Source organism: Desulfopila sp. IMCC35006 (assembly GCF_005116645.1).
In the GTDB taxonomy this organism is placed as follows: Bacteria; Desulfobacterota; Desulfobulbia; order Desulfobulbales; family Desulfocapsaceae; genus Desulforhopalus_A.
The window spans coordinates 262,436-277,648 of the sequence record NZ_SWCM01000004.1 but is presented as its reverse complement, the minus strand read 5'-3'; the positions used below and the strand labels follow the sequence as shown (position 1 = coordinate 277,648).

The following is a 15,213-nucleotide window of genomic DNA, read 5'->3' as shown; positions in this document are numbered from 1 at the left end:
CAAGAACTATACATAACACCACTGTTTATCGCAACAGGTAGCCGTTGCCTGATCTTGCCAGAAGAGCAGGCGGTTGATCAACGAAGGCGGCTTCACTGTTAATGGTGGTCCCGATTCGGCCTGAACCCGGATGTACAGATACCTGCTGTTTCCGAACCAGTTCCAGGTCTGTGCTGCTAACGTACTGAAGATAAAAAATATTTGTGGCAGTAGAGGTCTCCCGGTAATCTTTGGGGCAAGCCGCCTCGGTGTCATCCTGTTGCGATCATGCCTTGTGGAGATTTACACAATCCATTGAAGGTGCCGGATGGCACGAAGGTGCTTTTCGTTGCCGGCGTATCTTGAAGACATTTGAAGGTCGATTTTCTCGTTGCATTTGTTTATCATCCATATCAGTCAAATTTCTTTCTGGTAGGCTGCATTCGAGGGGGAATCAAAAATTTCTTTCACAGTGTATTTCTGGTGAGACCAACATTTCGGCACCACGACGTACTTGATTGATAAGTGAAAGCGAGCAATCTCTTTGTGATAGGTTTGAAATGGATAAAATTGATGAGCGTCGTGTCTCGGTACGAATGCCCTTTGTTTCAGAGGGCATTTGTTCTGTACCGGAGACCGGTAACACATATAGTGGGATGTTGCGTGATATCAGTATAACCGGCTTGTTCATGGAAATGAGCGACCGCCTGACTGTCGGGCAGCAATGTACTATTGACATTGTGTTTGCAGGGGAGCACAGCCGTTTGAAGATTGAAAACGTTGCTGGAAGCATAATGCGAATTGAGAAAGATGGAGCAGCGGTACGTTTTGACAACCGGTTGGAATGGTTTATTTTGATTCCCCTGTATTATCGAAAAATACGCGATCAGTCCCAGCCGGAATGATATCACGTCCCTGTGTTGAGCCGTTTCAGGAAAAGGAGCCTGGTGTCCTGCAGAGTTTCATCAACCAGGAGTCCAGCAGTGGACAATGTAACCACCCCCGGTAAATGAGAAATATGCCGGAATTCGTGGTAACACCTGCTTGTCAGGTGCTCAGTTGAGTACCCCTTGGGTGGCGGGATGTACTCAAATTTGCACAGCAGTGTGCAAAAATTGCATTTAGGCTGGAAGGCAATTTCCTCGTATTACCGGAGGCAGGGCTCCGGTAATACGATTGAGTGACGGGTTAAATTGGCATGGAAAATGCTACAATTTATTGTTGCAGGAACATGTCGAGGAGGCTTGGTTTTTTGAACCGGTAACATATTTTAACTGTATACAGGGAGGTGAGGCGCACGACATAGAGCACACATTGCAGAAAGAGGTCAGTCAGAGGATTTCAGGGAAGTTCTTCTCTGAAATGAAGTCCGATAAACAAAAGCCCGGTGCAAACGACCGATCGGCTTGATTTTATTGGATCGTCAGCTGTTACTTTCAAAATGGAGGAAATAATGAAACGGTTAACGCAAGTTCTGTCTTTCTTAGCAGTACTCTTTGTTGTGGCAGGTGCCTGGGCTGCAGATAAAGCTGCCATCATTCACAATGTCGATGCAATTGTTGCTGGAATTGATAGCGGCAAGGATGCCATGGATTTCAAAGCCGAGGCGTATGAACCTTATATTTTTATCATGGAAGATGGCGGCATGCTGCTTGTTCACCCCACGCTTGCCGGAAGTAATTTGAAAGAAAAAGCACCTCCAGCCTATGAGGCTGTCGTTCAGGCAACTCCTGAAGGGACCTGGGTAAAATACGAGTGGAAGGGCAAGGAAAAAAATACCTATGCCAAAAGAACCAAGAGCAACCTCATCGTCGGCAGTGGATATTGATCTCCTGTTGACTTTAGAGCGCATGGGAACCAGATAATCTCCCGCATCGTTTATCTGGTTCATTTTCCCCGCCGCGGTAGCTGTTTTGCCACTAGCCCGTCATCAGTCTTTTCCCCTAAGCAAACGAGCTGATTCGAGCACACACCCCAACCGCAAGGGCCCAGACGATATCCAGCGAAAGTTGTTCCGCTATTGATTGATCATAAAGAATTTTTGCCTCCGCAGGAAAATCCTCATCTCCTGTCCAGAAGAGAACCGCTACCGGAATATCCGCCGTAATGTGAAAACTGTAGGCTGCATCGGCCATATCGATCTGTGCACCACCCAGCGCTATACACCGGTTCTTGAAATTTTGCAGATCGTTGCCGAATGTGTTGCTTATGAGATCGGTTGGTATGAGGTGCGGGCCTCTGAAGAAGGTGGTCCCACCGGGAAGATCTTTTTCGGAAACCCATTGTCCCTGCACAGGAATATCCTGCACCCGGAGCAGGTAGTACATCGCAAAAATAGCAAAGTATTCATGGAGGGGTGGACTGTCTCCTGGAGCCTGGCTGATCGTTTGATTAGCCGGGTCAATGTCGTACTGACCGCCCCATATTTCAAGATTGTATTGGTGCGTATCGCTATTGTAAAGGCATCTCCCATTTCTGCAGAGAGTTTCCGGGCTGGCATTGTTCAGTTCGTGAAAATAGCTTTTGTCAATTATTTCTGTCATGGGCTACCGTGAAATTGAGGAGTATATGATTATTGTTGTTCCTATGTCGATTGTATTGAGGTTGACAAAAGTGTATCGGCTCAGGATGGAACGCGCAACAGTAATTGCTGGTATCGGGCGGGTCGTGCCATGAATTCGGCTTCCGGAATACATAAAAAACATAGTTGATGATTGTATACTTTCATGGTATGCAATTGTCAGCAAAATTGAACATCATCATTTTCCTGGTATTGAAGTGCTCAATGGGAGTTTCATTTGGCTCGGCTTGATCGAGACCCATACAAATGAAGAATCCATAACTTAGTCTACGGAGAACTGGCCTTGGCAATTCCTGCATTCTTTGTTTCCGTAGACCAACCATAACACTTAGTTGGAGGAAAAAATGTTGCAATCCAAAGCATTAGTACTGTCCTTAGTGGCCTCAGTTTTTCTGGTCACTCCTGTATTTGCCGCAGAGACCCTGAAAGTTGGTGTCCAGGCCCCCATAACCGGTGCATATGCCAATGAAGGGCAGGGAATAGATCAATCGGTCCGGTTGCTGGCCGAGCAGATCAACGCCAAAGGCGGCGTCATGGGGCGACAGATAGAAGTTATCTCCTGTGATGACGAAGGCACCGCGATGAAAGCCGCCATCTGTGCCAAAGATCTGGTCAACAAGGGGGTTTCCATGGTTATCGGCTCGTACACCTCAACTTGTGCCGAAGCCGCCCAGACTACGTATTTCAGAGCAGGGGTATTGCAGACCAGCGATGGTACCAGCGATACGCTGACCGAGCATGGTTACTGGACATTTTTCAGGAACTCCTTCCCGAATAGTGCCGAAGCTACCTTTGCCGCCGATTATATGGTCAAAGTGAAAAAATATCAGAGGATTGCTATCCTCTCTGACTTTTCCAGCTATGCAGACGGCCTGGCTACAGCCGTTGCCGATTCGGTCAAAGGGCTAGGCGGCAATATCGTTTCCCGTGAAAAGGTCAAAGCCGGTTCGCAGAATTTTACGCCTGTTCTGACCCAGATCAAGTCGAAGAATCCTGATGTTATTTTTTACGCGGGGTACTATTCTGATGGTGGTCTTATCCGTTCACAGCAGAAAGGGTTGGGCATCACTGCAGATTTCATCGGTGGCGACGCCAACGACAATGTGGACTTTCTTAAACTGGCCGGTAATGCCGCTGCAGGTACCTACATAATCAATGTCCCCAGTCCCGAGATTCTGCCGTACGATCTCGCCAAGGATTTCCTGAAGGCATATAAAGCTAAATATAACATGATGCCCCCGTCGATCTGGACCATTTTGAATGTGGATGGGATGCGTGCATTTATCCATGCCATGGAAACAAACAAAAGTTTCGATACCAAAAAAGCGGCGGATTATCTCCACACTCTCAAAGATTATCCGGGGATAACCGGGCCTATCTCGTTTGCTCCTGATGGCAATCGCGTTGGCAGTGGCTATATGGCGTACGAAATTCAACAAGACGGAAGCTATAAAATAGTCCATAAATAACAAGCCATATAACGAGCAACGGACCTTCGCTCCGTTGCTCGTATCCCCTTAAAGCTGAGAACAAGATCCTATGGATATTTTTTTACAGCAGCTGGTAAACGGGCTCACCATTGGTTCCATGTTTGCGCTGATCGCCCTTGGCTACACGATGGTCTACGGGGTAATGAAACTGATTAACTTTGCCCATGGCGATCTTGTCGCTGGGTCGGCGTTTGTCGGTCTGTTTGTCTTTACCCAGCTCCTTGGCGGCCAAGTGTCGGTGCTGGTCGTCGTCGGCGTATTTATCCTGACTATCATCACCATCGCCCTGCTCGGTTTTACCATCGAGAGGCTTGCCTACCGACCCCTGCGGAGTGCTCCGCGCTTATCTGCAGTGGTTTCGGCCCTTGGCGCGAGCATGGTCATTCAGAATGGCATCATGCTGCTCTGGGGACCGCAAATGCACATCTTTCCAGAGCTTCTGCCAACAATTATCTGGGATATAGGCGGGGTGGTCGTCAGTCTGATCCAGGTACTCATCATGGCTCTTTCCATGATTCTCATGGTCGGGCTCTATCTTTTTGTGGAAAAGACCAAAATCGGTACCGCCATTCGGGCCAGTGCCATTGATCAGGATGCTGCCCGATTGATGGGCATAAACGTCAATAACATTATCGTCACGATATTTTTGATCGGTTCATCGCTTGGTGCGGTCGGCGGACTCTTTATCGGTCTCTACTACCGGGGCATCACCTTCAATATGGGCTGGCAATATGGTTTGTATGCCTTTGTTGCGGCAATTATAGGTGGTATTGGCAACATCCCGGGAGCAATGCTTGGTGGTATTCTGCTCGGTCTGTTTAACGCTTTCATTGCCGGCTATATTTCAAGCACCTGGGCGGACGCCTTTACCTTCATTCTTCTTATTGTCATTCTCATAGTCCGTCCGACTGGAATCTTAGGCGAGAGGGTAGCGGAAAAAGTATGATGAAAAAAATACAACAACTCGGATACCCATTGTTTTTTGTCGTAATGGCCCTGCTCCCCGCTTTGCTTGATTCGCGCTGGCTGGCTGTGGCGACGACCTTTGTGATATTTACTATTGTCGCCTTGAGTCAGGATATTGTCCTTGGGAAGGCTGGGATGTTTAATATGGGACAGGCACTTTTTTTTGGCCTTGGTGCCTATACCACGGCGATATGCAATGCCGTGTTTGGCTGGCCGCTGCTCGCCACTCTGCCGCTGGCTATAATTATTCCGGCAATTTTCGGAGTGCTGCTGGCCGGGCCGATCATCCATTTACGCGGCGATTATCTTTTAGTTACGACCATTGGTTTCAATATTGTCTTCGTCCAGGCCCTGCAGAACAACCTTGGCGGCGTTACCGGCGGGCCTAATGGCATCTTCGGTCTGGAGATGCTCGGCATACCTGGTCTTGCGGCATATCAGCAGTTTACTCCCTATTATGTGGCGCTGGCAGCCCTTATTCTTACGCTTTTTATATTACGGAATCTGGAATCGAGCAAGGTCGGCCGCGCCCTGCATTACCTGCGTGAGGATGACCTCGCTGCCGGGAGTGTCGGGATCAACACCCGGGTGTACAAGATTTATTCCTTTGCCCTTGGCGCCGGCATAGCCGGGATGGCCGGAACTGTCTATGCCAACCAGTATTCGGCGGTAAGTCCAGAGGCCTTTGACTTCCTGCAGTCAGTGCTGTTTTTCAGCATTGTCATTGTCGGTGGTTCCTCGGTTCCTGGTATTCTCCTTGGTGTGTTTGTCATGTTTGTGCTGCCGGAGATCTTTCGCGAATTTTCCACCTGGCGATATTTTATTTTCGGTTTTGCCATGATCTTCACCATGATTCTGCGTCCTCGTGGCCTATGGCCTGCCAAATTCGGCAGAATCCCGAAAATATTTACTGAGAAAGGGTGAGGGATATGGCGGCAAACGATTTGATTTTGACCCATGTGACGAAACGCTTTGGCGGCCTTGTCGCCGTCGATGACTTAAGCCTTCATGTCCAGGAGGGGCAGATCTATGGCTTGATCGGGCCCAATGGCGCTGGTAAGACGACGGTATTCAACTGTATCACCGGTATTCACCCCTGTGAAGAAGGGTCCATTACCTGGCAGGGAAAAGAAATAAGTCAACTGCCGACACATAAAATTGTCCGTTTGGGCATTGTCCGGACTTTCCAGACGATCCGGTTATTCAGCCAGATGAGTGTGGCGGAAAATGTCATGAGCGGCAGGCACATCAAAAGCAGTCAGAAATTGTGGCATGGAATTATTCATACCCCAGCATCCCGACGGGACGAAAGAGAAAACTGGCAGGCGGTGTACGACCTTCTCCAATTTTTCGATCTGCAGAAATACGCAGCCCATACGGTTGGTTCTCTGGCATATGGTATTCAGCGTCGCGTGGAGATGGCCAGAGCCCTGGCAGTTAATCCACAGCTGCTTATTCTTGATGAACCCGCCGCCGGGCTCAATGATAATGAGACTCTGAAACTTATTGAAACAATTTACCGGATTCGGGAAAAAGGCATAACCATTTTGCTGATAGAACATGATATGGATCTGGTTATGGAAGTGACGGAATACCTCACTGTTATCAATTTTGGCAGCAAGATTGCTGAAGGGACACCGGCGGAAATTCAGGAAAATCCTGCAGTGATAGAAGCCTATTTGGGGAGCGATGACGATGACTTCTGAAGAAATACTCTTTAAAATTTCCGACCTTGAGGTTTCCTACGGCAGTATTGCCGCCATTAAGGGGATCTCGCTGCAGGTTCGAAAAGGTGAAATTGTCACGATCCTCGGCTCAAACGGCGCGGGAAAGACTACCACCATGCGGGCAATCAGCCGTCTGATCAAAGCTGAGAGCGGTTCGATTATGTTTAAAGGGCATGAACTCACCCGGCTGCCCGCCCATAAGGTGGTGTCTCTGGGCATCAGCCATTCTCCCGAAGGGCGGCGGGTTTTTAACATTCTTTCCGTAGAAGAAAACCTCCTGCTCGGTGCCTACACCAAGAGTAAGGTCGACCAGGAGATCCTGTCCTGGGTGTACGACCTTTTCCCGCGGTTGAAGGAACGTAAATCGCAGCTGGCAGGTACCCTGTCCGGCGGAGAACAGCAGATGCTGGCCATTGGCCGGGCGCTGATGAGTCAGCCGGAATTGCTGCTGCTTGACGAACCGAGCCTGGGCATAGCCCCTATTCTGGTGAAAGCGATATTTGCCCAGATTAAAAAAATTGCCGCCAAAGGGGTGACCGTACTGCTGGTCGAGCAAAATGCCCGGGCTGCCTTAAAGCTGGCTGATCGCGGTTATGTTCTTGAGGTTGGCAAGATTGTCTTTTCTGGACAGTCCGAAGAACTGCTCAATTCGCCACGCATTCAGGAAGCGTATCTCGGCAAGCAGAAGAAGTAGTTCTTTCAGCGCTATTTGCATGTTGCCGGTCGCTGTTGTGAAGGTACCCTCGGTGCGTAAGAAATTAATTAAATAATAAAACGTCCTTGAAGTTTGCAACGATCGACGTTATGATTGCTATCAATAACTTTTATGTGCCTGCATCAGTTTCAGGCATTTCTTCCTTTGCTATCCCAGGAGAAATGGCATGGAGATGACCGTGATCACCAAGGACATGATAATTGTCTTCTGTTTACTCGGACTGGCAATTTTTCTTTTTGTTACAGATCTCTTGCGGGTCGATCTCGTCGGCCTGCTGATGATGGTCTTGCTCCCTCTGACCGGTGTGTTGTCAGCGGAGCAGGCGATTTCCGGCCTCAGTTCGAATGCGGTGGTGTCCATAATTGCGGTGATGATTATCGGAGCCGGCCTGAACAAAACCGGGGTTATGAACTCTATTGCCGGCCAGATCATTAAAATTGTCGGTCGCAGTGAAGTCCGGATCATGGCAGTTATCTCCCTGACCGTTGCCTTCATTTCCAGCTTCATGCAGAATATTGGTGCCGCAGCCCTCTTTATGCCGGCCACCATGCGGATCAGCCGACAGCTCAATTTTTCCCCCGGCAGAATCCTGATGCCCATGGGCTTTTGTGCGATCATCGGCGGTTGTCTGACCCTGGTCGGTTCAAGTCCGCTTATCATGCTCAACGACCTGATGCAGGGGTGGTGGCAGAATAATTCTGAAGCAATGGCCAGCCACCCGTTCAAACCATACGGACTTTTTACCGTAACCCCCATAGGCGTTGCCCTTCTTCTTGCGGCAGTCGTCTATTTTGCCCTGTTCGGCAGAAAGATCCTTCCCGCCGGACTCTGCTGCCTGGATGATGAAGGGTGCATGGACCGGCGGCTGCAGGAGATTTACGGCGATGAGGTCGGGCGGAGTTACGAGCTGGCCGTCCCGGCTTTTTATCCCAGCCAGACCTTGGGTGAGTTGCAGATTCGCCCCCGCTATCATATTACTGTGGTCGGTATTGCTAAAAATGATGGGTATCAGAAAGAATTCGCGCCGACCAAAGATTCGGTGGTCGAGGCGGGAGACTCCTTGTGGGTGATGAGCAGCGAGAAGAATATCCAGCGTCTGGTCGATGAACAGGGCTGGCTCGTCAAACCCGAACATGAGGTGTTTGCCGACGAAAATTTTCCCGACGAATCTGGGGTGGTTGAGGGCGTTGTCATTCCGCACTCCAATCTCAGTCAGCATACCATGGAAGAACTGCAGTTTCGCCGTCTTTTCCAAATAAATCCGCTGGCGATTGTTCGCGGTGATAAAATCATCATGGATGAAATCAATGTTACCGAACTCCAACAGGGGGACACGATCCTGATGCAGGGGCGCTGGAAGCAGTTTCGCCTGCTGACCGATCAGATGGACATTGCCTTAATAGATGACATAAGGGGGGAAGAGCTCAAACCTGAGCGAACACGCTGCGCTGTTTTTTTTCTTATTTTGGCCTTAACCCTGGCCCTGGTGTTTGAGGTGAAACTCTCTATCGCTCTGCTCACCGGTGCCCTGGGCATGATACTCACGCGCATTATACCGGCAGATCGAGCCTATGAGGCGGTTGACTGGCGGACGGTTTTTCTACTCTCCGGCCTTATCCCTCTCGGAAAGGCCTTTGAAATAACAGGAACTGCAGCATATATCGCGGAAAAAGTGCTCGCGACAATCGGTACTCCCAGTCCTCTGCTGTTGATGCTGGTAATCTCGCTTTTGACATCGTTTTTTTCTCTGGTCGCCTCCAATGTGGGGGCCACTGTGCTGATGGTACCTCTGGCCATGAATATGGCTTTTTCGATAGGATCCGATCCGCTGGTTGCCGCCCTTGTTGTTGCTGTTTCCGCTTCCAATACTTTTATCCTGCCGACACATCAGGTTAATGCATTGATTATGCGTCCGGGAGGATATCGAACCATGGATTACATGCGGGCAGGGCTTGGTATGACCGTCTTGTATGCCGGGGTGCTGATGCTGTGTCTCAAGTTCGTTTTTGCCATTTAAGTCAACTTATTACCAGCCAGCCACTGATGCCGATCATCAGGATTCCCGCTATTTTATTGAGCAGTTCGGTTCCTCCTTGCTGATCGAGAAAGGTTCCGAGGCGACGTCCCCCGCTGGCATAAATAATCAGGCAGCTCAATTCAACCAGGAGAAGAATGAGCAGCAGGATGGACAGTTGCGGGACCATCGGATACGCCCGGTCAATGAAGGGCGGTAACAACGAAATCATAAAAGCCCACCCCTTGGGATTGGACACGGCGGTCAAAAATCCCTGACCGGCGAGTGCTCTGGGGCCCATTGGTCGTGTTGATTTGAGGTTTTCAGCGACAGATGGTTTGCCGCTTGCCCGAAAAAGTCGAATGCCGAGGAAGAGCAGGTACCCGCCGCCGATATATTTCAACGTTATAAACAGGGTTGGGTGGTGCAGCATGACCGTTGCTACCCCGGCCACCGCAGCAATGGATACCAGGGCCACACCCGCCAGTTCGCCCCACATCATCCAGAACGTGCGACGAACGCCGATGGACATCCCCAGGGTAAGGGACAGGGTCATGCACATGCCGGGAGTAAGGGAAATCATAAAACAGGTTGGAATAAACACTGCCAGCAGTGAAAAGTTAATCATGATGATTGCCGGCGGAAGCAGGTGGTCATGGACGACACCATCAATCCAGAATCTGGCTTAAAAACAGCTGGGTTCTCTCATGCTGCGGATTATTGAAAAAGTCCTCCGGATTGTTTTGTTCGAGGATTTCCCCACCGTCCATAAAGAGAACCCGGTGGGCTACGCTCTTGGCAAAACCCATCTCGTGGCTGACAACGATCATTGTCATCCCGTCTCTGGCGAGACTGATCATGACATCGAGGACTTCCTTGACCATCTCCGGGTCAAGAGCGGAGGTCGGTTCGTCAAAGAGCATGGCATTTGGCTTCATACACAGGCTCCGGGCAATGGCCACCCGCTGCTGCTGTCCGCCTGACAGCTGGCCGGGGAATTTTTGTGCCTGCTCGGCAATCCGCACCTTTTCCAGGTAGTACATGGCTGTTTCTTCCGCTTCCCTCTTCGGCGTTTTTCTCACCCAGATAGGGCCAAGCGTCAGGTTCTCCAAGATAGTCAGATGGGGAAACAGATTGAAATGCTGAAAGACCATGCCGACTTCGGTGCGAATTTTCTCGATATTTTTCAGATCGTTGGTCAGCTCAATCCCATCGACGATTATTTTTCCACGCTGATGCTCTTCAAGGCGATTAATGCAGCGGATAAGGGTCGATTTTCCAGATCCGGATGGACCGCAGATAACAATCCGTTCGCCTTTTTTGACCGTCAGGTTGATATCTTTTAAGACATGAAAATCACCGTACCATTTGTGCATGTTTTCAATGATGATGATCGGGGCTTCGTCGTTCGTCTTTTCGGTTTGTTTTGAGTTCATCGATTCTCTTTACGGTTCCTGGTCAAAATTGATTGCTCAGCAGCATTACAGGCTGGTATCAAGTTCTCTTTCCAGTCGCCTGCTGTAGTTGGACATGGCAAAGCAGCAGACAAAATAGATAAGAGCGACAAAAATATATGCCTCGGCAGAATACCCCATCCATTTCGGATCGGAAAGAGTGGTCTGGGTTGTTTTAAGCAGATCGTACAGTGCGATGATGACCACCAGCGATGTGTCTTTGAATGCTGAGATCAGTATGCTGACGGAAGGCGGGATGACAATTTTCAATGCCTGGGGCAGGATGATTAACCGCATGGTCTGAAAGTAGTTCAGCCCGAGTGAATCCGCCGCTTCATACTGACCTTTGCCTACGCCCTGCAGACCGCCGCGAACCACCTCGGCAATATAGGCAGCAGTGAATAAGATGATTGCTATCTGCGCGCGCAGGATCTTGTTGATGACCAGCCCCTCCGGCAGAAAAAGGGGAAAGACCACCGATGACATGAACAGCAGACTGATCAGCGGTACACCGCGGATAAGCTCAATATAGACAACACTAAACGATTTTATAATGGGCAGCTTGGACTGGCGGCCAAGGGCCAGCAGTACTCCTACCGGATAGGCTGCAGTCAAACCGAAGACCGACAGCAGCAAGGTCAGGGGAAGGCCACCCCAGAGGTTGCTTTCGACACCTCTAAAGCCGAGAACACCGCCTCGCAGCAACACACCCATGACAAAGAGGCCAAGCGTCCAGGCATAGAACAGTGATTTTCGCCAATGACTGCGGTTCTGACTATAGAAAAGCAAGGCGATCAGGATAATCATTGCAACCAGCGGGCGCCATTGCAGCTCGTGGGGGTAAAAGCCAAAAATAATAAAACGTATATTGGCGGTTACCACCGACCAGCACGCGCCTCCACCGGCTTGGCACTGGTCCCCGGACGGCAGCCAGCTGCTGTTGATAAAGGCCCAGGAGATCAGAGGCGGCACCAGCAACCAGAGCATATAAGTAACCAGCAAGGTTAAAGCCGAATTGAACCAACCGTTAAACAGGTTGGCTTTCATCCAGCCGATAATGCCGATATTCGTCAATGGCGGCCTTAAATTTTCAGCCGTATGTTTGGGAAGACTCTTTTCCATAGGCGTGACTATCTTTCCACGAGGGCAATTTTTTTATTGTACCAGTTCATGAAGGCGGATGTGGACAGGCTGAAGATCAGATAGACAATCATGATCATCGCCACGCCTTCGATGGCCTGGCCGGTCTGGTTTATCGTCGTTCCGGCCACGGAAACAAAATCGGGATAGCCGATGGCCACCGCCAGTGAACTGTTTTTGATCAGGTTCAGCATCTGACTGGTCAGCGGCGGCACGATAACGCGCAGCGCCTGGGGCAGGATGACCAGGTTCAGAACCTGGCCTGGTTTTAAGCCTATTGATATAGCTGCCTCTGTCTGTCCTTTACTGACTGATTGAATCCCGGCCCGGACAACTTCGGCAACAAAGGCTGCCGTATAGAGAACAAGGCCGAGGAGCAGGGCGGTAAATTCCGGGCTGACGGTTATCCCGCCCTTGAAGTTGAAGCCGGCAAGCTCCGGTACGTTCATTTTGGTAGGAGCTCCGGTCAACCACCAGGCAAGAAGCGGCAACCCTGCCAGGATGGCGAGGGAAACCTTGACCACGGGAAATATCTGTCCGGTTGCCGCCTGACGCTTGCTCGCCCATTTTCGCATAAAAAAAACGACGACAATGCCGATGACGAAGGCCAGAAAAGCGAATTTATAGGCTTCATGCCAATAAGGGATACCAAAGATCAAGCCTCGGTTGCACAGAAAAATCCCAGGAATGGGAGCAAGCGCCTGGCGTGGAGAGGGCAGAATCTCATAAAAAAAGGCGTACCAGAAAAAGAGCTGCAGCAGGATGGGAATATCCTGAAACACTTCGATATAGATAGCCGATAGCTTTGCCACCAGCCAGTTGGAAGAGAGTCTGGCTATACCGAGAAAGGTCCCGAGGATAACCGTGAGCGTAACCCCGATAAACGAAACGAGCAGGGTATTGCAGAAACCCACTGCGAGGGCCCGGCCATAGGAGTCCGCCGCGGTATAGCGAAAAAGGGTCTCCCCGATTTCAAAGCTCGCCTCCCGGTCCAGAAAGCCGAAACCGGTTGAGATAGACTGTCTTTCCAGGTTAATAAGGGTGTTGTGGACCAGATAATAGCTGAGCAGTCCGACCCCGGTCAAGGTGAGAAACTGATACAGGATGGCCAGTTTCGCCGGATCACGCAGAAATGGGATTTTCTCTGATGCTGACGTGCTCATATTCACCTGCGGAGCTGCCCGGATGCTTCCCGGGCAGCTCTGTTATTTATTCTGAAGTGTGCCTGCCTGTTACTTGAAAGGAGGAGAATACATCAAGCCACCATTAGTCCAGAGTCCGTTCAGGCCTCGCTCGATCATCAGCGGCGTGTTGACGCCGACATTTCTCTCAAATACTTCGCCGTAGTTACCGACCTGTTTGATAATATTGTATGCCCAGTTTTCATCCAGGCCGAGAGCTTTGCCGTTGCCGGGAGTCACACCGAGGAAGCGCTGCACCTGGGGGTCGGTGCTCTTCATCATCTCGTCGACATTTTTGGAGGTAATGCCCAGCTCTTCCGCTTCAATCATCGCCAGCACAGAATAATTGACGATATCCATCCACTGGTCGTCGCCATGACGAACCGCTGGGGCCAGTGGTTCCTTGGAAATAATCTGCGGCAGGATTACATAGTCGGAAGGGTTGGGCGCGACAGCGCGGATACCGGCAAGCTGGGAGGCATCGGAGGTCAGGCAGTCGCAGCGACCGGCAAAGAAGGCCTTGGACAGTTCCGCTGTATTCTCGATGACAACCGGTTTCATCTTCATCTTGTTGACACGGAAATAATCAGCCACGTTCTGTTCAGTAGTCGTGCCGGGGAGAACACAGACCGTTGCCCCATCCAGCTCTTTGGCACTTTTCACCCCGAGTTTTTTGGGGATCAGAAACCCCTGGCCGTCGTAATAATTGACCTGCACAAAGTTCAGGCCGAGGTCGGTGTCGCGACTCAGTGTCTTGGTGGCATTCCGGGTGAGGACATCAACTTCGCCTGATTGCAGAGCGGTAAAACGGGTCTTGGCAGTGAGAGGAGTAAATTTAACTTTGTTGGCATCGCCAAAGATTGCAGCGGCAACCGCCCGGGCCGTGTCGACATCGAGTCCTTTCCATACGCCTTTCTCATCGGGTTTGCCAAAACCGAAAAGGTCGCCGTTGACCCCGGCCTGGACGAATCCCTTGCCCTTGACATCGGCGAGGGTGCCGGCCATGGCAACACCTGCTGTCAGGCAAAATGCGGCTATCACTGCTGGAACAACTCGTTTTAAATCGCTCATAAAACATGCCTCCTTGTGAAATATAATTGAGTTATTGTTTCAAGACTGATTAAAACCTTTGTCTTCCGGCTGTCTTACAGTCTGAAAACACTGAGGCCACAGTATAAGCGAAATTCATAGATAAGGCTAGAAAAGCTTAATGCGTTTTGCTCCAAAGGCCTGTCTGGCAGAGATTTAATGCTGCGTCAGGCATGCGATGGGAACCACATCGTGTGTGCGGGGGAAATCAGAAGAACCGTTTCGGCGCAGCCGCCCAGTATTATCGGCTTATGCTGCATCGCCTGCTGGAGATATGCCTGGCGATTTCTTCAGGTTGAAAATCAAGAAACCCGAACAGATACTTTTCGAACTCGATGGTTTGCCGGAAATTCTGCTGAATAAGATGTTCCTTGGCCGGGTTGTTGTCCCCGTAGCGGCCGAGGATGTATTCGAGTCGGCCTTCAAGGGAAACAATCTCGTCGTGGCACACCCGCTTGTCGGCATAGAAGACAATCTCTTTGGCGCCAAAAACACCTTTGCGGTACAGATCTGCCCGGAAACTTTTTAATACAACGTGTTCGGCAACGATGTCGCTTATTTCCGGATATCCGAGTTCAAGGCAGATCTGCTGACCGATGTCTGCATGTCGGCACCCGGTTTTTATGCACAGGGTTTTGGCAATATCATGCAGCAGCGCCCCGGCAACGACGACCTCTTTCTCCGGCAGAGAACCGGAGGTCTTACCGACCCTCTCCAGGCTGTCGACCAGCGATTCGGCCACCCGGGCGACAACAGAAGAGTGGGCCCGGATATTGTCAAGCATTGCAAACCTGTCGTGCAACTCAAGGCATTGATCAACAGATGGAATATTTTTCATCATCGCAAATTTAAGTTTTTCACGAGTTTCTCCTCAATA

At 50.3% G+C, this 15,213-nt stretch carries 15 protein-coding genes; 8 read left to right on the top strand and 7 right to left on the bottom strand.

What is annotated here, in order from left to right; genetic code table 11:
* The first annotated feature begins 539 nt into the window (after positions 1-539).
* Positions 540-884 carry a PilZ domain-containing protein gene (locus FCL47_RS09565; protein WP_136813272.1) on the top strand — a complete coding sequence of 115 codons (345 nt, stop codon included), beginning with the start codon at positions 540-542 and terminating at the stop codon, positions 882-884.
* A gap of 548 nt (positions 885-1,432) precedes the next feature.
* Entirely contained in the window at positions 1,433-1,807 is a 375-nt protein-coding gene (locus FCL47_RS09560; protein WP_136813271.1) for a hypothetical protein, read from the top strand.
* 115 nt (positions 1,808-1,922) lie between these two features.
* Here FCL47_RS09560 and FCL47_RS09555 read toward each other — a convergent pair whose 3' ends face one another.
* Positions 1,923-2,522, bottom strand: a complete 600-nt coding sequence (locus FCL47_RS09555; RefSeq protein ID WP_136813270.1) for a DUF3786 domain-containing protein — start codon at positions 2,520-2,522, stop codon at positions 1,923-1,925.
* A gap of 382 nt (positions 2,523-2,904) precedes the next feature.
* Here FCL47_RS09555 and FCL47_RS09550 point away from each other — a divergent pair, with 382 nt between their 5' ends.
* From FCL47_RS09550 to FCL47_RS09525, 6 genes are all read left to right on the top strand, one after another.
* Entirely contained in the window at positions 2,905-4,029 is a 1,125-nt protein-coding gene (locus FCL47_RS09550) for a branched-chain amino acid ABC transporter substrate-binding protein (RefSeq protein ID WP_136813269.1), read from the top strand.
* Between the two features lie 70 nt (positions 4,030-4,099).
* On the top strand, positions 4,100-4,996 hold the full coding sequence (locus FCL47_RS09545) for a branched-chain amino acid ABC transporter permease (protein WP_136813268.1): 897 nt from the start codon (positions 4,100-4,102) through the stop codon (positions 4,994-4,996).
* Complete coding sequence (locus FCL47_RS09540; RefSeq protein WP_136813267.1) at positions 4,993-5,940, top strand: branched-chain amino acid ABC transporter permease; 948 nt, start codon at positions 4,993-4,995, stop codon at positions 5,938-5,940. The genes FCL47_RS09545 and FCL47_RS09540 overlap by 4 nt, the downstream gene beginning before the upstream one ends.
* A 5-nt stretch (positions 5,941-5,945) precedes the next feature.
* Positions 5,946-6,722 (top strand): ABC transporter ATP-binding protein, encoded by a 777-nt coding sequence (locus tag FCL47_RS09535; protein ID WP_136813266.1) that lies wholly within the window; start codon positions 5,946-5,948, stop codon positions 6,720-6,722.
* On the top strand, positions 6,712-7,437 hold the full coding sequence (locus FCL47_RS09530; RefSeq protein WP_136813265.1) for an ABC transporter ATP-binding protein: 726 nt from the start codon (positions 6,712-6,714) through the stop codon (positions 7,435-7,437). Before FCL47_RS09535 ends, FCL47_RS09530 begins: the two co-directional genes overlap by 11 nt.
* A gap of 187 nt (positions 7,438-7,624) precedes the next feature.
* Positions 7,625-9,475, top strand: a complete 1,851-nt coding sequence (locus FCL47_RS09525; protein WP_205747267.1) for an SLC13 family permease — start codon at positions 7,625-7,627, stop codon at positions 9,473-9,475.
* A gap of 1 nt (position 9,476) precedes the next feature.
* Here FCL47_RS09525 and FCL47_RS09520 read toward each other — a convergent pair whose 3' ends face one another.
* From FCL47_RS09520 to FCL47_RS09495, 6 genes are all read right to left on the bottom strand, one after another.
* The gene (locus FCL47_RS09520; protein WP_136813264.1) at positions 9,477-10,100 is read right to left on the bottom strand and encodes a LysE family translocator; all 624 of its coding nucleotides are present in this window, start codon (positions 10,098-10,100) and stop codon (positions 9,477-9,479) included.
* A 40-nt stretch (positions 10,101-10,140) separates the two neighbouring features.
* On the bottom strand, positions 10,141-10,908 hold the full coding sequence (locus tag FCL47_RS09515; RefSeq protein WP_136813263.1) for an amino acid ABC transporter ATP-binding protein: 768 nt from the start codon (positions 10,906-10,908) through the stop codon (positions 10,141-10,143).
* Positions 10,909-10,953: 45 nt separating this feature from the next.
* The gene (locus tag FCL47_RS09510) at positions 10,954-12,048 is read right to left on the bottom strand and encodes an amino acid ABC transporter permease (protein ID WP_136813262.1); all 1,095 of its coding nucleotides are present in this window, start codon (positions 12,046-12,048) and stop codon (positions 10,954-10,956) included.
* Between the two features lie 8 nt (positions 12,049-12,056).
* Entirely contained in the window at positions 12,057-13,229 is a 1,173-nt protein-coding gene (locus tag FCL47_RS09505) for an amino acid ABC transporter permease (RefSeq protein WP_136813261.1), read from the bottom strand.
* A 69-nt stretch (positions 13,230-13,298) separates the two neighbouring features.
* Positions 13,299-14,318, bottom strand: a complete 1,020-nt coding sequence (locus FCL47_RS09500) for an amino acid ABC transporter substrate-binding protein (protein WP_136813260.1) — start codon at positions 14,316-14,318, stop codon at positions 13,299-13,301.
* 259 nt (positions 14,319-14,577) lie between these two features.
* The gene (locus tag FCL47_RS09495; RefSeq protein WP_240744189.1) at positions 14,578-15,177 is read right to left on the bottom strand and encodes an HDIG domain-containing metalloprotein; all 600 of its coding nucleotides are present in this window, start codon (positions 15,175-15,177) and stop codon (positions 14,578-14,580) included.
* Between the last annotated feature and the right edge of the window lie 36 nt (positions 15,178-15,213).